This window comes from Streptomyces ochraceiscleroticus (assembly GCF_000720485.1).
GTDB classification, from domain to species: Bacteria; Actinomycetota; Actinomycetes; order Streptomycetales; family Streptomycetaceae; genus Streptomyces; species Streptomyces ochraceiscleroticus.
Map to the genome: position 1 here is coordinate 147,041 of NZ_JOAX01000007.1, position 19,409 is coordinate 166,449.

Genomic DNA, 19,409 nt, shown 5'->3' on the forward strand with positions numbered 1-19,409 from the left:
TACCATGGCGAGGATCTCCAGGTGGTACGGGCGGGGTGCGGGGAGCGGGCAGCGGTCACCATTCGGCGAACGATCCGTCGGGGTGCCGCCAGGCGGGGTTGCGCCAGGCGTCGTATTCCTCCGCGGCACGCACGGCGCGCTCGTCCACCGTGATGCCGAGGCCCGGTGCGGTGGGGCGGGCCAGGTGCCCGTCGTGGAAGCGGAAGGGTTCCTTGTCCACGACGTAGTCCAGCACCTCGGCGCCGGTGTTGTAGTGGATGCCGATGCTCTGTTCCTGGATGAGGAAGTTCGGGGTGCAGAAGGCGACCTGGAGGCTGGCCGCCAGGGAGACGGGGCCGAGGGGGCAGTGCGGCGCGACCGGTACGTCGAAGGTTTCGGCGAGTGCGGCGATACGGCGGGTCTCGGAGATCCCGCCGGCGTGCGAGAGGTCCGGCTGGAGCACGGCGACTCCGGCTTGGAGCGCCGGCAGCACGTCGGTACGGGAATAGAGACGCTCGCCCGTGGCGACCGGCACCGGGGAGGCGGCGACGAGGCCGGCGAGCAGGTGCGGGTACTCCGGCAGCAGCGGCTCCTCGACGAACAGCGGGTTGTACGGGGCCAGATGGGGCAACACCTTGCGCGCGTTCGCCGCGGTGAAGCGGCCGTGGAAGTCGACGGCGAAGTCTCCGTCCGGGCCGAGCACGTCGCGGGCGGTCTCCGCGCGGCCGACAATGCCCTCGATGTCCCGTACGGTGGCGAGCCGGTTCATCCGGCCGCTCGCGTTCATCTTCACCGCCGTGAAGCCGGCCTCGACCTGCTGCTGCACGTGGTCACGCAGCTCGGCGGGCTCGTCGCCGCCCACCCAGCTGTACGCGCGGACCTTCTCGCGGACGGGGCCACCGAGCAACTGGTGCACGGGCGCGCCGTAGTGCTTGCCCGCGATGTCCCACAGCGCCTGGTCGAGCCCGGCGACGGCGGAGGAGAGCACCGGGCCGCCGCGGTAGAAGGAACCCTTGGTCATCTGCTGCCACAGGTCCTCGATCCGCAGCGGATCCGCGCCGATCAGGAACTGTTCGGTCAGCTCCCCCACGGCGGTGCGCACGGTCGCCGCACGCCCCTCGACCACCGGCTCGCCCCAGCCGACGTGCCCTTCATCGGTCTCGATCCGGCACAGCAGCCAGCGTGGCGGTACGGCGAAGGTCTCAACACGGGTGATCTTCATGGGGCTCCTGACGAGAGGGGGTGGGTGCACTGCGGCCGGGGCGGCATCAGGCCGAGGTCTTGTAGACGCTCCAGCCGCCGTCGACGACGAGGGAGGCGCCGGTCACGAAGGAGGCGTCGGCGGACAGCAGGAAGGCGGCGCACGCGGCGGCCTCCTCGGGACGGCCGAGTCTCCCGGCCACCGTCTGCTCGATGCTCAGCTTCCGCTCATGTTCGCCCACCTCGTCCCAGGCCCGGGTCTCCACAGGCCCCGGCAGCAGAGCGTTGACCCGCACCTCGGGGCCGTATTCGACGGCGAGCTGGCGGGCGAGGCCTGTGAGCCCCGCCTTCGCCGCGGCGTAGGCGGGGCGGCCCGGCAGCCCGACAAGGGCGTGGACGGACGACACCAGCACCGCGCTGCCGCGGGTGCTGCGCAGATCGGGCAGGCAGGCACGGAAGCCGAGAAAGGAGCCGGTGAGGGAGACACCGAGCTGCCGGTTCCACTCCTCGGGGGTGGTGGCGTCAGCGGGTGCGACGCGGACCGTGTAGGCGTTGCTGACCAGGCAGGAAACGGGACCGAAGCATCGGCGGGCAGCGTCGACGGCCGCCTCCCAGGACGCCTCGTCGGAGACGTCGCACAGTTGGAAGTGCGCGCTGCCGCCCTCCTCCCGTACGGCCGCCGCCGTGCGTTCTCCCTGTTCGGCGTCCACGTCGGCGATCACCACGCCGGCGCCTTCGGCCGCGAGCCGCCGCACGGTCGCGGCGCCGATGCCCGAGGCCCCACCGGTGACGAGGGCGCATGCGTGGTCGAAGCGGCGTGCAGAGGCGGAGTGCGGGGCGGTGGGGACTGTGGGCACGAGCGGCTCCGAGTGAGATCGCGAGAGAGGATCCGGCACCACTATTAAATATGAATTAATCGGCGAGGCCAAGCCCTGCCCCGGAGGTGATCCGCGCGTTGGCCCGGCGCATCCAGTCCCCGTCGGTGTTCCACATGGGGTGGTGAGGTGCCGCGTTGGAGGTCAGCACGGCACCCTGGAAGCCCGCCGATACCAAGTGTCGGTTTCGGCGAAGCAGGGCGACTGCTGGTACTCCCACGAGGACACGATCGCCCGGCAGTCGTGCCGGGCGGCAGCCTCGAACAGCTCGACCAGGCGCCGACGGCCGTCGACGGCGTAACCGCCGCGCACGTTGTACCAGCGGGTGCATTGCCCGAACTCCTTGCCCAGGCCGCGGATGCGGAGCGATTCCGGGTCGGGGATGCGGCCGGAGGGGCAGCCCGACTCCGGGGTATGGCGGGATCAGAGCAACGCTTCTGCGGTGATGGGGAGTTGACGGATTCGGCGGCCGGTGGCGTTGAAGACCGCGTTGGCGATCGCCGGTGCCACGCCCACGTGGACGACCTCGCCCAAGCCCTTGACGCCGAGCGGGTCGGCCTCGCGATCCTCGCCGTCCAGGTAGATCGCCTTCACCTCGGGGACGTCGGCGTTGACGGGGACGAGGTAGTCGGCGAGGTTCGCATTGACGATCCGTCCGTCACGGTGGTCAGTGACCGTGTGCTCCAGCAGGGCGGTCCCGATGCCGCCGACGATGCCGCCGATGGCCTGGCTCTCGGCGAGTTTGGGGCTGATGATGCGGCCCGCGTCGTACACGCCGAGCATCCGCCGAACCCGTACCAGGCCGAGGTCCGCGTCGACGGCGACCTCCGCGAACGTGGCGTTGTAAGCGTAGAAGGAATGCCGCCGTGGGCCGGCTGCCCCGGCGTACGAGCCGAGCGCTTCCAGATGGGTGCGGTTGTTACGGGCCAGCAGGCGTCGGTAGGTCTCGCCGCGCGCAGGGCTGTCCTTCGTGTGCAGCCGGCCACCGCGTACGACGATGTCGGCGGCGTCCACCCCGTACAGCGGGGACTCGCGGTCCTCGACGGCCAACGTGATCGCCTGCCGGCGGACCCGATTGCAGCCGTCGAGGACGGCGGAGCCGACGCTGGCCATGGTCTGGGAGCCGCCGTGCGGCGGGGTCGGCGGGAACAGGGAGTCGCCGAGGCGGAAGGTGACCGTGCGCATGGTCAGTCCGAGGGCGTCGGCGGCGACCTGGGTCTGGGAGGTGTAGGTGCCAGGACCCATGTCACTGGCGGCCGCCTGCACCAGCGCCGTGCCGTCGGCGTCCAGGCGGACCCGGGCTTGCGCCTGGTTGCGCTGCGTCTCGTAGACGCCGACGGCCATGCCCATGCCGATCAGCCAGTTCCCCTCCCTCCGGGAACGCGGCCGGGCAGAGCGACGGTGCCAGCCGAACTCGCGGGCACCGACCGTGCAGCACTCGCGCAGTCGCCGCGTGGAGAACGGCAGCCCGGACGACTCGTCCTCGGACGGTTCGTTGCGCCGGCGCAGCTCGATCGGGTCGATCCCGAGCTTCGCCGCGAGCTCGTCCAGGGCCGACTCGATGACGAAGGAGGCCGTGGCGAAGCCGGGGCCGCGCATCCACAGCGGGGTGTTCACGTCCAGCGGCACCGTCCGGTACGCCTGGCTCACGTTCGGCGTGCTGTAGAGCATCTGTCCCGCGGGCATCACCGTCTCGGTGAACGTCTCGTACGACGACGTCTCGGCGTCCATCTCGTGCGCCATCGCCCGCAGACGCCCACGCCGGTCGCTGCCGAGGCGCAGCCGGTACTCGTACGACGGCCGGTACCCGGTGCCGAAGTACTGCTGCCGACGGCTGAGCACCAGCTTGACCGGACGTTTTGCCTCGCGGGCAGCGAGCGCGGCGACGACCGTGTGGGGCCAGCAGCGCAGCCCACTGCCGAACGCGCCACCGACGAACGGGGAAATGACGCGCACCGAGTCCAGGGGCAGGCCGAACACCGCGGACAGCTCGGTCTGCGTCCCGACCACCCACTGGGTCTTGTCCCAGACCGTCAGCTTGTTGCCGTCCCAGCGGGCGACGGTGGCGTGCGGCTCCATGGCGTTGTGATGGTTGCGGGCGAGACGGTACTCCAAGTCCAGGCGCACGTCGGCCGTGCGCAGGGCGGCCTCCGCGTCACCGCGCGCATAGGTGGTCGGCTTGTCCGGCTCGGCCCGGTGCAGGTCGGTCGAGGGCTGCTCGGCGTCGTAACCCACCTTGACCAGGCCCGCACCGTGCTGCGCGGCCTCCAGCGTGGTGGCGATCACGACGGCGACGGGCTGGCCGTGGAAGAGGACTTCGTCGTCCTGGAAGACGCGCAGGCGTCGGCCGGGTGGGTTGTTCGAGGCGGTGTTCTCGCGGTACGGGAGCTTCGGGGCGTTCTCGTGGTGGATCACCCGCAGTACGCCGGGGTGGGCCAGGGCCTCTCGGGTGTCGATCGAGGTGATGCGGCCCCGGCCGATGGCGGCGTCGACGATGACGGCGTGGACGGTGCCGTCGACGTCGTGTTCGGCGGCGTAGCGGGCCTGGCCGGTGACCTTGAGCCGGCCGTCCACGCGGGAGAGCGGGGCGCCGACGGCCGCCTGCGGCTGGGGGCTCACTGGTTTCCTCCTACGGTGCGCAGTTGTCGTTCGACCGTCCGCTTGAGCAGCTCGACCTTGAATGCGTTGTGGGCGAGCGGGCGGGCTCCGTCCGCCGCCTTCTGGGCAGCGGCCGCCCACAGGGCATCGGTCGGACGCTCACCGACAAGGTGCTGTTCCACGGCGGGCAGCTTCCACGGCACGGTGCCCACTCCCCCGGCGGCGACCTTGGCCTCGCGGATGACACCGCCGCGTACGTGCAGGGCGACGGCCGCCGAGGTCAGCGCGAACTCGTAGGACTGCCGGTCGCGCACCTTCAGGTAGCCCGACCGGAGCGGGCGCGGGAGCGCCGGAATCTCCACAGCGGCTACCAACTCACCCTTTCGCAGGGCCTGTTCACGGTGCGGACTCCTGGCCGGCCGCAGCAGAAACTCGGCGAACGGGACCCGACGCTCACCGTCCGCGCCCAGCAGGTGCACCCGGGCCTCCAGCGCCGCGAACGCCACCGCGACGTCCGAGGGATGAGTGGCAACGCAATGGTCCGATGTGCCGAGGATCGCGTGCGTGCGGTTGAAGCCGTCGCGGGCGGCACAGCCCGAGCCCGGTTCGCGCTTGTTGCAGGCAGCCGTCACATCGCGGAAGTAGGTGCAGCGGGTGCGCTGCATGATGTTGCCGCCGATGGTGGCCATGTTCCGGAGCTGGGCCGACGCACTCAGCTCCAGCGCCTGGGATATGGCCGGGTACAGGGAGCGGACCTTGGGGTGGGCGGCGGCCTCGGCCATGGTGACCAGGGCGCCGATACGCAGTCCGCCTCGCTCGGTGACAGTGACCTCGTCCAGCGGCAGGCCGGAGATGTCGACCAGACGCTCGGGGCGCTCGACGGTCTCTCGCATCAGGTCGACCAGCGTGGTGCCGCCGGCGATGTAGCGGCCACCCCGCCGACCGGCGGCGATGGCTGCCCTGGTGTCGGAGACATGCGTGTAGGAGAAGGGATGCATAACGGACCGGGCCTCACTTCCGGGCCGCGGTCTGCTCGACCGCGCGCACGATGTTCACGTAGCAGCCGCAGCGGCAGATGTTGCCGCTCATCCACTCCCGGATCTCCTCCGGCGAACGGGTGTGGCCCTCCTGGATACAGCCGACGCCGGAGACGATCTGGCCGGGCGTGCAGTAGCCGCACTGGAAGGCGTCCTGGTCGATGAACGCCTGCTGCAGCGGATGGAGCCGGTCGCCGTCGGTCAGGCCCTCGACGGTGGTGACCTCGGCGCCGTTCAGCCGGACTGCGAGCGTCAGACAGGAATTGATCCGGCGGCCGTCGACCAGCACCGTACACGCACCGCACGCGCCGGCGTTGCAGCCCTTCTTGGAGCCGGTGAGACCGAAGTGCTCCCGGAGCAGGTCCAGCAGCGAGGTGCGGTTGTCGACCGTCACGGTGCGGCGGGTGCCGTTGACCGTGAGAGAGACGCGGCTGGCAGGCGCCGCCTCGGCGGCGGTCGCCTCATCCGGGCCGGCAAGGGACGTCCCTGTGATCACACCGCCGGCGGCCACGGCACCGGCGACCGCAGTACTGGTGACGACGAAGGCGCGCCGGCTGGGCGCAGCGGCAGTCTCCTTCGGTTCGCTGCGGGGTGGGGCGGATTCAGGCAGTTCAGTGGACATGCACAGCCCTTCGCATCACAGGCGGATCTGCCGCACACGGCAGCGCGGAAAAGGTCAGGTGTTCAGGGCGACGGCCGCCGCTGAACGACGTCGGCGCTGGGTGAGCGCGACAGTGATAGCCGGGACAAGGGTGAGCGTGGCAATGGCGATGCCGGGCGGCCGGATTGCCCTCAGTCGAGCGTCACGCCGGTGTGACTCTCCAAGGCGCGGATGAGCTGCGCCTGGAAGTCTTCGTCCCGCGAGGCGAGGTGCGGCGTCTGCACCTGCCGGTGGTACCAATAGCCGCCGGTCCTCGGGACCACGTCCTCGTGGGTAGCGAGCCATACCTGCGTCTGGTGCCCGGCAGCCAAGTCATCCGACGCGCCGGGACCGCCCATGCGTGTGGGGACCCACCCGGGATCGACCGCATGGCTCGTCACCCCTTCCCACCGGGACGCGAGCGCCAACGCGAGGGTGGTGACCCACAGCTTGGTGTCGTCGTAGCCGGCGGTACCGGCCGCCAGCTTCTGCAGGTCGGTGGAGCCGGTCCGGTGCATGGAGCTGCTCAGATGGATGAGCCTGTCCGGCTTCTCCATCAGGGCCGTCAGCACGTAGGGCGCAACGATATTGACGGTGGTCACGTCGGGAGAGCGCAGGACGCCGGCGTTGTGGATGACGGTGTCGAAGCGGCCGAATGCAGCGGCTTGCCGGGCGACGGCGCGGATCTCGTCCGGCTTCGCGAGATCCCCGATGACGACGCCCTCCCACCGGGCGGTGGATTCCTCGCCGGTGAGCCGGGCCCGGTTGCGTACGTGGAGGACCACGTCGTGCCCGTCGTCGGCCAGCGCCTCCGCGGTGTCGCGCCCGAGGCCGCTGGACGCCCCGGTCACCAGGATCCGTGCCATGTCGGTCTCTCCCGTCTGTGGGGTGGCCGGGTCGCCCGGCGTCTGTTGCCGGGCGACCCGCAGGGGTCGGTTCAGAAGGTGAGCATGGCCTTGACGGCGCGGCGCTCGTCCATGGCCCGGTATGCCTCGGCGGCCTCTTCCAGCGGAAGGGTGAGGTCGAAGACCTTGCCGGGGTTGATCTTCCGCTGCCAGATCAGGTCGATCAGCCGGGGCAGGAAGTTGCGTACCGGGGCCGGGCCGCCCACCACGTGGACCTGCGAGAAGAAGAGTTCCTCGCCGCTGAGGGCGACGTCGTGGTTGACGCCGACGAAGCCCATGTGGCCGCCCGGCCGGGTGGAGCGGAGGGCCTGCTGCATCGACTCCTGGGTGCCGACGGCCTCGACGACGGAGTGGGCGCCCAGCCCGCCGGTCAGTTCCTTGATCTTGGCCACGCCGTCGTCGCCGCGCTCGGTGACGATGTCGGTGGCGCCGAACTCGCGGGCGAGCTTCTGCCGCGGCTCGTGGCGGCTCATGGCGATGATCCGCTCGGCGCCGAGCTGCTTGGCGGCCAGTACCGCGAGGAGGCCGACCGCGCCGTCGCCGACGACCGCGACCGTCTTGCCGGGGCCGGCCTCGGCGGCCACCGCGCCGAACCAGCCGGTGCCCAGTACATCGGAGGCGGCCAGGAGGTCGGGGATCAGGTCCGCGTCCGGGGTGCCCGGCAGCGGTACGAGGGTGCCGTCGGCGTGCGGGATCAGGGCGCGCTCGGACTGGGTGCCGACCTGGGCCATGAACACGCGGTTCACGCAGGAGGAGGGGTAACCCGCACGGCAGATCTCGCAGGTGCCGCAGGAGGCGACGAAGGAGCCGAGGACGTACTGGCCGGGCTTGACGCTCGTGACCTCGTCGCCGACCTCCTCGACGATGCCAACGTACTCGTGCCCCATCGGCATCGGCTGCTCGACGGAGTCGACGCCGCGATACGGCCACAGGTCCGAGCCGCAGACACAGGTGGCCGACAGCCGGATGATCGCATCCGTGGGGGCGGTGATCTTCGGGTCGTCGGTCTCTTCCACGCGGACGTCGCCGGGGGCGTGGAGGATGGTTGCGCGCATGGGGGTGTTCCTTAGGTGTTGAGGTTGCTGTTCTTGCGGCCGAGGCCGCGCTGCGTCGGTCTTTCAGGGGGTGCCCTGGCTTCAACCGTTCCGCACGGCCTCGCTGCCGGCATTTCCGGAGCCCCACGGGGCGGAGGCCGCCGGGCGGCGGTGGATGAGCGCGATGGCGATCGTGGGGATCAGGGTCAGCGCGGCGATGACGGCGCCGACCGTGGCGGGCCCGGTCGCGCCGAGCGCGGAGTCGAGGGCGCGGCCCGCGATCCAGGAGCCGGCCGCGGTGCCCAGATTGAACGCCGAGACGGTCAGGGCCGAGCCCAGCGTGGGCGCCCGGCCCGCGAAGCGGACGGCCAGGGAGATCAGCACCGGGTTGGCGCCGAGCCCGAACAGTCCCAGCAGGGCCACCAGCACGATGGTGGACGCCGCGGAGCCGGACAGCAGGCAGATCCCCAGCAACAGGAGCGTGCTCACCGCAGCCGCTCCGATGGTCGTCGCATACGGGCGCACGTCCCCGAGCCGGCCTCCCAGGAGGAAGCCCGCCAACGCGCCGATACCGAAACCGATCAGTACCAGCGGAACCAGACCGGCCGCGAGATGAGCCCGGTCGGTCAGCAGCGGCGAGATGTAGGAGTACGTCGACAGCACGCCGCCGGTGGTGGTCGCGCAGGCCGCCAGCGCCAGCCACAGCCGGCCGGAGCGCAGCGCGGACACCTCGGACCGGATCGACACCGCTGCGCGGTCCGGCCCGTCGTGCGGGACATGGCGCGCGATCAGCACCGTGGCGGCGGCGGCCAGGGCGGCGAGGGCCCAGAAGGGACCCCGCCAGCCCATGAGCTGCCCGGCGAACGCACCCAGCGGTACGCCCACCACGTTGGCCAGCATGGCACCGGCACCCACCACGCCCAGTGCGCGGGAACTCGCGGCCGGGCCGGCGGCGCGAGCGGCCACCACATTGCCCACCGCCCAGAACGCCCCGGTCGCCATCGCCGTCAGGAAGCGCGCCGCCAGCAGCAGCGCGAAACCGTCACCGAGCGCGACCATCACATGACCGACGGCGAACACGGCCAGGGCCAGCACCAGCGTCCACCGCTGGGGCAGCCGCAGCGTCAGCATCGCCATCAGCGGGGCGCCGACGACCATCCCCAGAGCGAAGACCGTGATCAGCAGACCCGCCTGGCCCACGCTCACTCGCAGGTCGCCGGCGATCTCCGGCAGCAGGCCCGCCACCACGAACTCGGTCGTCCCCATCAGGAACGTGCCCAGCGCCAGCACATAGGTCACCGGCGGCAGCCGGTGGGGCGTACGCGCGCGCTCTTCAGCGCGCACGTCGCCGGGGGCGTCGTCGAGGACACCTCCTCGCGTACTCATCCTTACGTCTCCACACGGGGGTCGTGGTCAAGCGGTCGACTCCCACGAAACCCCCTTCGTCACGCGCGGAGAAGGTCGAGGTTATAGGGGGTACAAGCGCAACCTCCCTCCCCGGCTGTCCGTGACTACCGTGGAGGGTATGGACCACCGCCCCGACCATCGCGACAACATCCGGGATTTCCTCGCCAGCCGGCGGGGCAAGATCACCCCGGCGCAGGTGGGGCTGCCCACCAGCGGCCGACGCCGTGTTCCGGGGCTGCGGCGCGAGGAGGTCGCCGTGCTCGCCGGCGTGAGTACCGAGTGGTACACGCGGCTGGAGAAGGGCCACATCAACGGCGTGTCCGAGGACGTGCTCGAGGCGGTCGCCCAGGCGCTGCGCCTGGACGAGGACGAACGCACCTATCTGTTCGACCTGGCCAAAGCTGCCCGGCCCGCCCGCCGCGCCCGTACGCAGCGCCGCAAGGACGTCGAGGTCCCGCCCTCCATCCAGTGGATGCTCGACTCCATGACGATGTCCGCCGCGTTCGTACGCAGCGGCCGCGGCGACATCGTCGCCGCCAACGCGCTGTGCCGCGCCCTGTACGCCCCGATGTTCGACAGCGACACCACCGACGAGCGGGGCCGCCCCAACTTCCCCCGTTACTTCTTCCTCGACCCCGGCTCCCAGCACTTCTTCGTCGACTGGAAAGACGGCGCGCAGACCACCGCCGCATTGCTGCGCGCAGAAGCCGGACGGGATCCCAACGACCGGGCGCTGCGCGAACTCATCGGCGAGCTGTCCACCCTCAGCTCCGAGTTCCGCACCATGTGGGCCGCGCACGACGTCCGCATCCGCCACGACGGCATCAAACGGCTCAGCCACCCCGAGGTCGGCGACTTGGAGCTGACCTATCGCGCTCTGGACCTGCCCGTATCCGATCGGGCGGTGCACGAGCTCACCCTCTACACCGCCGAGCCCGGCACCCTCTTCGAGGACCGGCTCAAGCTCCTCGCCAGCTGGGCGGCAACGCAGCCCCGGACGACTCGGCCCACCCGCCACCGCTGACCGTCCGCTGCCCCCGCGTCCTCACCGCTCCAGCGGGCGGTGAGCGGTCTCGGGGAGTCGGAGGTAGACGGCGGAGGAGACCAGGCACAGCACGGCCACGTACACGGGGAAGAGGCCGGCGTGCCCCATGTCCTTGAACAGCGTGCCGATATAGGGGGCCGTGCCGCCGAAGAGGGCGACGGTGAGCGAGTAGGGGAATCCGATTCCCGCGGCGCGCACCCGGGCCGGGAACGTCTCCGCGTTCACGGCCGCCGAGATCGCCGTGAAGCCGCTCAGCAGGATCATGCCCGCGCACTGCACGAGCAGCAGCGTGACGAAGGAGTCGTCGAGCGCGCTCAGCAGCGGCACGCTCAGCACGGCGAAGCCGATCCCGAACATCAGCAGCAGCGGCTTTCGCCCGAAGCGGTCGGACGCGATGCCCGCGACGGGCTGGAGCACGGCGAAGAACGTCAGCGAGAGGGTGCCCGCCAGCAACGCGTCCGCCTTCGTCACCCCCGAGTTGAGCTCGGCGTACGTCGGCAGGTACGACGTCCACGTGTAGTACGCGAGCGTGCCGCCCGCGGTGATGCCGCAGATCAGCAGCGACTCGCGCGGATGACGGCGCAGCGCCTCGAAGAGGCCGGGGCGGGGCGCCTTGGCCTGCTCCTCACTTCGGGTCTCTTTCGCGCCGCGCCGGATCCAGAAGCCCACAAGGCTCAGGAGACCGCCCAGCACGAACGGGACCCGCCAGCCCCAACTGCCCATGGTGGCAGGCGCGAGATTCGCGACGAGCAGCGCCGCGACACCGGACGCGACGAGCTGCCCGATGGTCGTCGACACGTACTGGAAGCTGGAGAACAGCCCCCGCCGCCCGGGTCCGGCCGACTCCACGAGGAACGTGGTCGACGCGGCGAACTCACCGCCCACCGACAGCCCTTGCAACAGCCGGGCCAGAACGAGGACGACCGGCGCGAGGATCCCGGCGGCGGCGTACGTCGGCGTCAGCCCCATCAGCAGGCTGCTGCCGCCCATCAGCAAAATGGTCACCGTCAGCGCCGCACGCCGCCCGCGCCGGTCAGCGACCGCACCCATCAATAGGCCACCGACGGGCCGCATGAAGAACCCCACCGCGAAGACCGCGAACGTCGACAGCAGCGGCACCAGCGAATTCCCCGCACTCTTGGGGAAGATCTGCGCGGCGATGTACGTGGCGAGGAAGGTATACGTGTACCAGTCGTACCACTCGCTGTTTGGTGGGGCCGCTGGTCAGAACCATAATCACGGGCGCTGAGTCAGCAAATAGTCAGCACGAGCCCGAGGTCTGTACATTGCCTTCCCCGTCCAAGCAGCTTGCCCGTGGCATGGGCGCCTTCGCCAAGAAGTGCGACTGCAACCAGCCCACCCGCTGCCAGCACCCCTATTTCATCCGGTACCGCGACGCAGGCGGAAGGCAGCGCGAGGAAACCGGCTTCCGCACCCAGGACGCCGCCAAGGAACGGCTCCTCGCTCTACACGCGCGTAGGGCCAACACCCCCGCCTCCAAAGCCGAGCTGATCCGACACTACGGGCAGATGCGGTTCGAGGAGTTCGTCGACGACTACATGGGGCGACAGCGGCGGCTCTCACACGGCACGACGTACGATTACGAGCACCTCGCCCGCAACCACTTGATACCCGAACTGGGATCACGACGGGTGGAGACCTTCACCCCCATGGTCGTGGAGAAGTTCCTCACGACGATGGAGCGTCTCGGCACACCCGACCCCACCCAGTTCAAGGTGTACGTGCTACTGAAGACGCTGCTTCTTGACGCCCACCGTAAGGGCGCGATAGACGAACATCCGCTCCAGGGCGTGGACGCACCACGGTACGAGGCAGAGCGGGCGGTCGTTCCCACCAAGGAACAGATCATCGGCATCAAATCGGCGGCCGACAACGACCGTTTCTCGATGTTCATCGACATGATGGCCGGCTGCGGTCTGCGCAACGGCGAAGCTCTCGCTCTGAACGTGAACAACATCGTGGCGAACGATGTCTACCGCGTAACGGAGCAGGTCCACCACCGCTCCAAGAAGCTCGAAAAGCTCAAGCACAGGAAGCCTGGCGAGTTCCGCGAAGTCCCCTTGCCGGCGAGCGTTCGTGAGGCAATCGAGCGCTTCGTCGAGAGGCACGGCACCACCGAGGACGGCTACGTACTCCAAGGCACTCGCGCCAAGCACATAAACCACAGCACGATCAGTTACATCTGGTACCGAAAGCTGGCAGGCAAGGACGTGGACATCCCCGCGGGCATGACGGTATACGGGCACCGGCACTTCTTCGCAGCGAACTGCCTGGCACACAACATCCCCATCACGGACGTTGCCGAATGGATGGGCCACAAAAACATCGAAGTAACGTTCCGGATCTATCGCCACCTGATGCCGGCCTCGATCGGACGTGCGGCGAAACTCCTCGACAAATACCTCCACGTCCTCACCGCCTGAAAGCCCCCAACCAGCCTGGCCTGGTGCTCTCGCGGGGCCGCTGATGTCATCGCATCGGTGCCCCCCACAAGAGGACCAGGCCCGGCTCCCACTGCACACGGTCCCGCCCCGCAGCCGGGGTACTCACTCCAACCGTTGCTGCATGGCCCAAGCCTTCACCTCGGACAGCTTGAACTGAACCTTGGCGTTGCGACCGCGCCCAAACTTGTAGGGCGCCATCCCCAGCTTCGGCGCCTCTCGGTACACCCATGTCACCGACATGTTCAGGTATTCCGCAGTCTCTTTAACACTCATGAACTCAGTGGCCACTACCAGTCACCCGGCTATCGCTAACAGCCCGCGCTTTACGGGCGGCACGGCACGTTTTCACCCCGAGCGCGATTTGGCGTGACCGGGTACATGCGATAGCACGAGACAAAGGTGCGCTCCGTAGGTCCTGCTATGCCACCGTGCGGTCGGTTGATCTGCGATCATCCACCTGCCCGGCGAGGCCAAGGCTGTGCAGGTGGGGTGGGTGATGACGAGCAGGGCGCGGTGGAACCCGTCGCCCTTCAGCCGCCGGCCGAAGATTTTTCCCACGCCGGCCAGCATCGCGACCTCCTCGCACCGTAGCTCCTTGACCCGCCGGTTGCAGCCGTATGCGGGCAGTCCGCCTGCTCGGCGGGATGCGGGCGCGACAGGAGGCGAGGAACTCCTGGTCTCGGCGCAGTCGTCTATGTCCTCCACGGTAGTCGAGGTGCCTGTAGTGGAGGAGGTTCTGAAGTTCTACGAGACCTGAAGAAGGTCCAGGGCTGACAGTCGATGGCCGTCGTCCAGGCGGCCCAAGCCTTGCCGACCAGCGCTCTGCCCGATGCGTATGCAAAATAGGAGCCGCTGGCCACCTCACTGCAGAAAGCTCTCGCCACACTTCTTCAACAACCGGCAGTTCCGGCGAAGACGACACCGACAAGGGTGCTTATGCCGGGGAGGGCGAAAGCAAGGGATGGTCCGTCATTCGGCCCGAACTCAGAAGGGTCCGCGCCGAAGGACTACCCGTCCTCCAAAGCGCCGAAGCCAATTCGGCGAGCGATCCGATGGGCCGGTGTGGCTGCTCTCGTCCCATTCAGCCGTGGTACAAGGCCGGCGGCATCGCGCTCTCTCGGACCACGTACAAGCAGGTCAAGGAGGGTAAGGTGGTCGGCCTGGACGGACTGGTGGCAGGTGACCTGCTCTTCACCGAGTGCTCTGTCCACCGGCCGGAACGCGTCGGCATATACATCGGGCACGGCCTGATCCTGCAAGCCCCGCGCACCGACGCCATCGTGAACATCTCCCGGCTCGCCGTGTGCTAACCGCAACAGGAGACTGCAGCTATTCGGCAGCGGCATGCTCCGTGCGCTGGCAACCTGGCCTGATGAACTACAAGCAGGCATACAAAGGCCAGAGCGTCATGTGGGGAGCGGTCCTGCCATCCCGGGTCGTCTACCTGATTCAGGAGGGCAGCACTGCCGGCTTCCGACAGGCAGTACAGGCAGCCAGCTCCCGTTGGGGCGGGGTCAGCGAACTCATCGTCGAAGTGAACCCTCAACTCGGGGTGAGCGATCAGAATCACGTCCTCGTGAATTTGGCGCAGCTCGAAGCTGCTGTGTCCGTTGACGTCCCTCAGGACATAGCTGCGTCAGCTGCGAGAGCCATGGGGCTACCCTGGGTGGACTTTCCACAGTTGGAGACCTCCCAAGCCAGCCGATACAGCTACCCGCTTCCAGCGTTCGCTGGTGGCGACACGTTCCTTGTGGCGCAGGAACAAGGACCGCTTTGGCAGGTGGCCGTTGCCGGTGACACCACCCCAAGCCAGCATCACCGCCCTTCGGTGAGGCGAGCTCTCGACGGTTCCGAGATCGGCCTGATGCAGGACCGGTGGAGTGCGACATTGCTGGAAGGGAGCTCCTGGCAGTTCCAGGAACATCACACTGCCAGTGTGGAGAACACTTCGGCCGTCATCTGGATCACGGATGACGAGGCTCCTCTGGCCGATTGTTTAGAGTTTTGGAACATGCGTGCCCTTCGGCCAAGGCAGCAAGCAACACGTATCCCTCTAGTGTTGCTACCGCACCGCGATGTGGAAGCCTGGCACTTGTTCGACGAGCGTGTGCGAAACAACCTGGCCCGTCCCGGAGAACGCAACGTCGATGTGGTACTTCGTAGCAGGAGCGTTGAGGAAGCAGAACTTCACCGGCTCGCTGAACTGTGGGGTCTACAGCAGCAAACTGAAGACCAGATCATCTTCGGCCTCCCAGCGCCTTGGGAACATGCGCCGCCCCGCACGCCTCCCTTCACCTACAAGGTCAACCTCGATCCCTCACCGTGGCTAGCTGTCCAGCGGGACTGGGGCTTGCGTCAGGACTTCGATGTTCACGCGTTCACGGATCGACCGACAGGAGTGCGGTTCCGCTCACCGGTGAGAGTGAACCAAACGGCGGCAGTGCTGGTCCGCCTGGCAGGGGAGGCGCTCGCGGGCCTTCCCCGGCACGCCTCGGTTGCCGAGCGCATCCACCCTGGGGCCCAGTGGCGCGGTGAGCAACTACAAGTTGGCGTGTTCACCGAGGGGGACATCGTGCTCGAGTTGAGCATCCCTTCCTTGGAAAATGCCACCGTCCATCTTCTGAACCAATTGACGCAGCGGTGGGAGCTATCGGACAAGGGGCAGATCGGTACCGCTCTCCTGGCGCAGAACACCGCCCAGGCACTGCTGCTACCGCACCGGTACAACCTGACGATGGAGCTGTTCACCCCCCGGAGCAAGGAACTGCACAAGAGATTGAGGCAGGCCGTAGCCGAAGGCGGCGATGACGCCGAGCTGCTGAAGTTGGCACACAATTGGGGCGGGCGGGCCCGACGACGCTACCGAAAGGCCAGCAACATAGGCATGGCAAACGCTTCCGCCGTCGAGGCTGCAGAGCACCTATGCGCCCTGGGGTGGGTGGAGCGAGGCTTCGAGACTGACTGCCCCCGCTGCGGCTTCAAGACATTTGTGCCCCTAGCTGCCACCACACCAGATGCCGCATGTCCAGGCTGCGCGTCGCCCTCGCATTACACCTCAAACGAACAAGGACCCGTCGTCCACTACCGGCTGGACACGTTCATCGACCAAGCAGCCGACCAAGGGGTTCTTCCGCATCTCATGGCTATCGCCCGGCTTGAACAACTCGAACCCCACTCTCACCTCATTCCCGGCGCGAATCTTTACCTCGACGGCCATGACCAACGTGAAGCCGACGTCATCGGCACTTACAACGGGCGTCTTCTGGTGGGCGAGGTCAAAACTAGTCCAGGCGACTTCACCGACGAGCAAATCAGCCATGACACCAGCATCAGCGCCGCCGTCGGCGCCAACATTCACCTTATGGCGTCTGTGCACCCCATCAGCGAAAACAGCCGCGCCCTCGCACAACGAGCCTGCCTAGCACATCGGATGGAACTGATCGTGCTCGACAACCTCCGTGCCCTTCAGCCACCAAACAACATGGACAAGGCAGGAAGGTAGTGTCCCTGCGGATCTTTTCGGTTACAGCCAACACTCACTCGAGCAGGTGAACCGGAGCGAATCACTGGGCGCCGGGACCTCACCGCGCCTCCGACTCCTACCGCATTCGCATGAGTGTGTAGGGAGCCGGCCCCGCCAATGACGGGCCGCAGGCGACGCTTCGTGTTCCCTAGGGCGGCCCCTGCGACTAGCATTCTGGAGAGAATGAATTCGCGGTCGGCGACCCCATCCCAGGCGCAAGGCCAAATGTTCTCCCACTGATCCATGATCAAGTAGCAGAGTACGGCTCGGTCCACAAACATGCAGGTCACAGGCTTGGCCTCGCTCAAGGTGAGCGAGGCCAAGCCCAGCCGTGCTGAGTTCGTGCTGACTTCCGCTGCCGCCCGTTCCGGCCCGTTCGGGTGCGTTGCGCTGGATCGGTGCTGGCTCAGGTGCACCTGTGCGGAGACGAGACGGGCGGCGAGTCACGATGGCCGAACAATGACACGGAGCTTGCCCCACGGGTGTCCGCAGGTGGCTACGTGGCCTCAGCTCAGCGAGCCGTTTGGGGCGGCCGCCTTCCATTCGTACATTGCACTCTGCACACCGCAATCTCACACGAATGAACGACCATGAACGAGCCACTCTGGGACGTCCCCGCCTTGGCCGCCTTCCTCGGGAAGCCGACTTCTTGGGTCTACGACAACCACACCAAGGAGAAGATCCCCAGTTTCCGGATCGGACAGCATCTCCGATTCGCGCCCGCCGAGGTCCGCCATTGGATGACGAGCAACTGTCGGGAGTCGGCGTAGCTCCCTTACCGTCGATCCAAGAAGACGCCACCCACCTACGGCGAGTGGGGTGCGTCGAGCAGCCCACCCGAACGGCCAGCGGTTATCGGACAGCCGCAGGACCAGGGCGTCAGCAGTTCCCTACGGAACCTTCACCGGGACCACAGGTGTCGTGGCGTCGCCGATTTCGACGCTGGTACCCGGGCTGGTGCAGTGCGTCGAACCCTGGAACTTGCCCGACCAGTCCACCTTCTTTCCGCCCGCCTCAGGTGTATAGAAGGTCGTCTTCGTGCCGTCCGTCTTGACCGTGCGCGTCTCACTCGACGTGGCGGCCGTCGCCGGGGACCCGCCGGCCGAATAGATCAACTGACCCTTGCAGTGGACCTTGATGGTCGGCTCGCTGCCGGCGCACTCGACACGGGTCTTGTAGATGACGCTCTTGGCCCCCTTGGACCAGTGCGGCCTGTCGGCCGACGCCTTGCAGACGAACTTGCGCGCGTCAGCCGCATGGTGACTGTCGGCCACCGCGGGGCTGGCGCTCAGCCCGCTGGCCATGACGAGGCTCGTCGCTGAAACAGCAATCGCCTTGAGCGAGTTACGCATGCTTCCCCCTGCTTTGCATAGCGGCGGGCCAGGTCACGGCCCTACCTAGATGTCCGAAACGAAGATTAGCCAGGGGGCGGCAAACGATCAACGGCATTCCCGTTCCCGGCAAATTTCGAACAACACCCGCCGCCACTGTGCGTAGCGGGGGCACGGGGCCATCGCATCACAGTTCTCCCGAGCGGGGCCCGACATAAGGTGATCTTAGGGCGCGATTCTGACGCACGGGTTCAATCCATAATGCGCGGTCAACCCCATCGCGCCCCATAGTTGATATTCCGGGATAGCCCGACATGAAGGTCACGGAAAGTAGGAACAGGCGTGTCCAGCATGTGACATGGCCATCCGGCGCATAAGACGTCGCACTGGTTACAGCGCCGTGGACGCTCAAAACGTCACTAGGCCACAAGCGACCGGCGCGCCGCATTAGTGAACGCTCAGGCACCGTTTCCAGGTGTAGCCGATCACCTGGGGGCTTGCCCGTGGCGTTAGGTAGTGCGAGCGCACTTTCGGGGAGTTCGGGTTGGAGCTCGTTCACGCTGCGCTCGGGGAGGAAATGACGGGAGACGCTCCCGGGCCATTGTCGTCACGCCGACGGACCGCCTGCCGACAGGGGCCGGGCCGCTACGATCACCCCATGCACGTACGAGGAGTGGATCCGCGAGACACCACCTGGGAGCAGGACGCCGCCACCTACCGAGCGTATTTCTGGGACAGGTCAGCGAACACGTCGGATGACTACGAGGTGACCGGCGCCGACGTCGAGGAGGTCCTGGCCTGGGCGCGCGCCAAGGCGGAGGAGACGGGCTCGGCCTACACGCTGTACGTGCGCGTCACCGACGAGGGCAAGCCCGGGCTGGTCCGACTCAGCGGGGTGGCGGGCGACCCATTCGCTTGAGCCTACGGACTGTCCGGCAGGTAGCCCTCGCAGTCGCCCTGCTCGCGGCGCATATTGACCGTGCCGTCGGCCGGAGGGAGTCCCGGGGCCCGAGCGGAGCTGCGAAGGCGCGTCCGGGAGGGCACCGCCTGGGCGGGAGGGGAGGGTCGTGAGGGGGACGCCCGGGAGCAGGAGCGGGTCGCTCGTGCGGCGCAAGACTTCGTGGTCGAGCACGGGGAGGCACCTTCGGTGCGCGAGCTGGCGGGTGTCGTCGGGCTGAGCGCATCGACGGTGGCGTATCACCTGCGGCGATTGCGGGACCGCGGTGTGAACGTGCGGGGGCGGCGACCGTCCGGGCGGTGCCCTACGGCGGGCGATGAGCACCGTCTCGACCAGCGGGCGCGGTGCGCTGCGCCCCGGATGCTGCCCTTCGGTCGGGAATAGACGCACAGCTGCTGCGATTCTCGCCTGG

At 68.1% G+C, this 19,409-nt stretch carries 17 protein-coding genes and 2 pseudogenes; 7 read left to right on the top strand and 12 right to left on the bottom strand.

Going from position 1 to position 19,409, the window contains the following annotated elements; translation table 11 throughout:
- Positions 1–55: 55 nt before the first annotated feature.
- The 8 genes from dgoD to IG84_RS0111615 form a co-directional block, all read right to left on the bottom strand.
- Positions 56–1,201, bottom strand: coding sequence for a galactonate dehydratase (dgoD, locus tag IG84_RS0111575; RefSeq protein ID WP_031054670.1), 1,146 nt, complete (start codon positions 1,199–1,201; stop codon positions 56–58).
- 46 nt (positions 1,202–1,247) lie between these two features.
- Positions 1,248–2,036 (bottom strand): SDR family NAD(P)-dependent oxidoreductase, encoded by a 789-nt coding sequence (locus IG84_RS0111580; protein WP_031054672.1) that lies wholly within the window; start codon positions 2,034–2,036, stop codon positions 1,248–1,250.
- A gap of 441 nt (positions 2,037–2,477) precedes the next feature.
- Positions 2,478–4,673, bottom strand: coding sequence for a xanthine dehydrogenase family protein molybdopterin-binding subunit (locus IG84_RS0111590; RefSeq protein ID WP_031054674.1), 2,196 nt, complete (start codon positions 4,671–4,673; stop codon positions 2,478–2,480).
- Complete coding sequence (locus IG84_RS0111595) at positions 4,670–5,650, bottom strand: FAD binding domain-containing protein (RefSeq protein ID WP_031054675.1); 981 nt, start codon at positions 5,648–5,650, stop codon at positions 4,670–4,672. Before IG84_RS0111595 ends, IG84_RS0111590 begins: the two co-directional genes overlap by 4 nt.
- Positions 5,651–5,663: 13 nt before the next feature.
- On the bottom strand, positions 5,664–6,311 hold the full coding sequence (locus IG84_RS0111600; protein WP_031054677.1) for a (2Fe-2S)-binding protein: 648 nt from the start codon (positions 6,309–6,311) through the stop codon (positions 5,664–5,666).
- A 170-nt stretch (positions 6,312–6,481) separates the two neighbouring features.
- Positions 6,482–7,195 carry an SDR family NAD(P)-dependent oxidoreductase gene (locus IG84_RS0111605; protein WP_031054686.1) on the bottom strand — a complete coding sequence of 238 codons (714 nt, stop codon included), beginning with the start codon at positions 7,193–7,195 and terminating at the stop codon, positions 6,482–6,484.
- A gap of 71 nt (positions 7,196–7,266) precedes the next feature.
- Positions 7,267–8,289 carry a zinc-dependent alcohol dehydrogenase family protein gene (locus IG84_RS0111610; protein WP_031054688.1) on the bottom strand — a complete coding sequence of 341 codons (1,023 nt, stop codon included), beginning with the start codon at positions 8,287–8,289 and terminating at the stop codon, positions 7,267–7,269.
- Between the two features lie 81 nt (positions 8,290–8,370).
- Positions 8,371–9,654: an MFS transporter gene (locus tag IG84_RS0111615; protein WP_078648766.1), complete on the bottom strand. Its 1,284-nt coding sequence runs from the start codon at positions 9,652–9,654 to the stop codon at positions 8,371–8,373.
- Positions 9,655–9,793: 139 nt separating this feature from the next.
- Between IG84_RS0111615 and IG84_RS0111620 the strand changes: the two genes are divergently transcribed.
- Positions 9,794–10,699: a helix-turn-helix transcriptional regulator gene (locus tag IG84_RS0111620; protein WP_037799976.1), complete on the top strand. Its 906-nt coding sequence runs from the start codon at positions 9,794–9,796 to the stop codon at positions 10,697–10,699.
- Positions 10,700–10,720: 21 nt separating this feature from the next.
- Here the strand turns inward: IG84_RS0111620 and IG84_RS37885 are convergent.
- Positions 10,721–11,923: pseudogene (locus IG84_RS37885) on the bottom strand (MFS transporter); the annotation flags it as partial.
- Between the two features lie 116 nt (positions 11,924–12,039).
- Here IG84_RS37885 and IG84_RS0111630 point away from each other — a divergent pair.
- Positions 12,040–13,164 carry a tyrosine-type recombinase/integrase gene (locus IG84_RS0111630; protein ID WP_031054694.1) on the top strand — a complete coding sequence of 375 codons (1,125 nt, stop codon included), beginning with the start codon at positions 12,040–12,042 and terminating at the stop codon, positions 13,162–13,164.
- 123 nt (positions 13,165–13,287) lie between these two features.
- Here the strand turns inward: IG84_RS0111630 and IG84_RS37890 are convergent, their stop codons facing one another.
- Entirely contained in the window at positions 13,288–13,473 is a 186-nt protein-coding gene (locus IG84_RS37890) for a helix-turn-helix domain-containing protein (protein WP_037799979.1), read from the bottom strand.
- 240 nt (positions 13,474–13,713) lie between these two features.
- A pseudogene (locus IG84_RS42155) lies at positions 13,714–13,873 on the bottom strand (transcriptional regulator); the annotation flags it as partial.
- A 364-nt stretch (positions 13,874–14,237) separates the two neighbouring features.
- Between IG84_RS42155 and IG84_RS38855 the strand changes: the two are divergent.
- The 3 genes from IG84_RS38855 (at position 14,238) to IG84_RS0111655 (ending at position 17,478) form a co-directional block, all read left to right on the top strand.
- Entirely contained in the window at positions 14,238–14,495 is a 258-nt protein-coding gene (locus IG84_RS38855; protein WP_051861622.1) for an NlpC/P60 family protein, read from the top strand.
- A 62-nt stretch (positions 14,496–14,557) separates the two neighbouring features.
- Positions 14,558–16,687: a hypothetical protein gene (locus IG84_RS41100; protein WP_157848857.1), complete on the top strand. Its 2,130-nt coding sequence runs from the start codon at positions 14,558–14,560 to the stop codon at positions 16,685–16,687.
- Between the two features lie 611 nt (positions 16,688–17,298).
- Positions 17,299–17,478, top strand: coding sequence for a helix-turn-helix domain-containing protein (locus tag IG84_RS0111655; protein ID WP_031054701.1), 180 nt, complete (start codon positions 17,299–17,301; stop codon positions 17,476–17,478).
- 120 nt (positions 17,479–17,598) lie between these two features.
- On the opposite strand, the gene IG84_RS0111660 is transcribed toward IG84_RS0111655, so the two are convergent.
- A complete protein-coding gene (locus IG84_RS0111660; protein ID WP_157848858.1) occupies positions 17,599–18,060 on the bottom strand; it encodes a hypothetical protein in 462 nt (153 codons plus the stop codon).
- Between the two features lie 637 nt (positions 18,061–18,697).
- Here IG84_RS0111660 and IG84_RS0111665 point away from each other — a divergent pair.
- Together IG84_RS0111665 and IG84_RS42600 are read left to right on the top strand one after the other, a co-directional pair.
- A complete protein-coding gene (locus tag IG84_RS0111665; protein WP_037799981.1) occupies positions 18,698–18,958 on the top strand; it encodes a hypothetical protein in 261 nt (86 codons plus the stop codon).
- Between the two features lie 60 nt (positions 18,959–19,018).
- Positions 19,019–19,381 (top strand): LexA family protein, encoded by a 363-nt coding sequence (locus IG84_RS42600; protein ID WP_281179335.1) that lies wholly within the window; start codon positions 19,019–19,021, stop codon positions 19,379–19,381.
- The last annotated feature ends 28 nt before the right edge of the window (positions 19,382–19,409 follow it).

What these genes read in the sequence shown, in the direction of transcription:
- IG84_RS0111620 (WP_037799976.1), top strand. Translation starts at nt 9,794, where the DNA reads ATGGACCACCGCCCCGACCATCGCGACAACATCCGGGATTTCCTCGCC.
- IG84_RS0111630 (WP_031054694.1), top strand. Translation starts at nt 12,040, where the DNA reads ATGGGCGCCTTCGCCAAGAAGTGCGACTGCAACCAGCCCACCCGCTGC.
- IG84_RS0111595 (WP_031054675.1), bottom strand. Translation starts at nt 5,650, where the DNA reads ATGCATCCCTTCTCCTACACGCATGTCTCCGACACCAGGGCAGCCATC.
- IG84_RS0111660 (WP_157848858.1), bottom strand. Translation starts at nt 18,060, where the DNA reads ATGCGTAACTCGCTCAAGGCGATTGCTGTTTCAGCGACGAGCCTCGTC.
- IG84_RS0111610 (WP_031054688.1), bottom strand. Translation starts at nt 8,289, where the DNA reads ATGCGCGCAACCATCCTCCACGCCCCCGGCGACGTCCGCGTGGAAGAG.
- IG84_RS41100 (WP_157848857.1), top strand. Translation starts at nt 14,558, where the DNA reads ATGAACTACAAGCAGGCATACAAAGGCCAGAGCGTCATGTGGGGAGCG.
- IG84_RS0111615 (WP_078648766.1), bottom strand. Translation starts at nt 9,654, where the DNA reads ATGAGTACGCGAGGAGGTGTCCTCGACGACGCCCCCGGCGACGTGCGC.
- IG84_RS0111665 (WP_037799981.1), top strand. Translation starts at nt 18,698, where the DNA reads ATGCACGTACGAGGAGTGGATCCGCGAGACACCACCTGGGAGCAGGAC.
- IG84_RS38855 (WP_051861622.1), top strand. Translation starts at nt 14,238, where the DNA reads ATGGGCCGGTGTGGCTGCTCTCGTCCCATTCAGCCGTGGTACAAGGCC.
- IG84_RS0111605 (WP_031054686.1), bottom strand. Translation starts at nt 7,195, where the DNA reads ATGGCACGGATCCTGGTGACCGGGGCGTCCAGCGGCCTCGGGCGCGAC.
- dgoD (WP_031054670.1), bottom strand. Translation starts at nt 1,201, where the DNA reads ATGAAGATCACCCGTGTTGAGACCTTCGCCGTACCGCCACGCTGGCTG.
- IG84_RS0111655 (WP_031054701.1), top strand. Translation starts at nt 17,299, where the DNA reads ATGAACGAGCCACTCTGGGACGTCCCCGCCTTGGCCGCCTTCCTCGGG.
- IG84_RS0111600 (WP_031054677.1), bottom strand. Translation starts at nt 6,311, where the DNA reads ATGTCCACTGAACTGCCTGAATCCGCCCCACCCCGCAGCGAACCGAAG.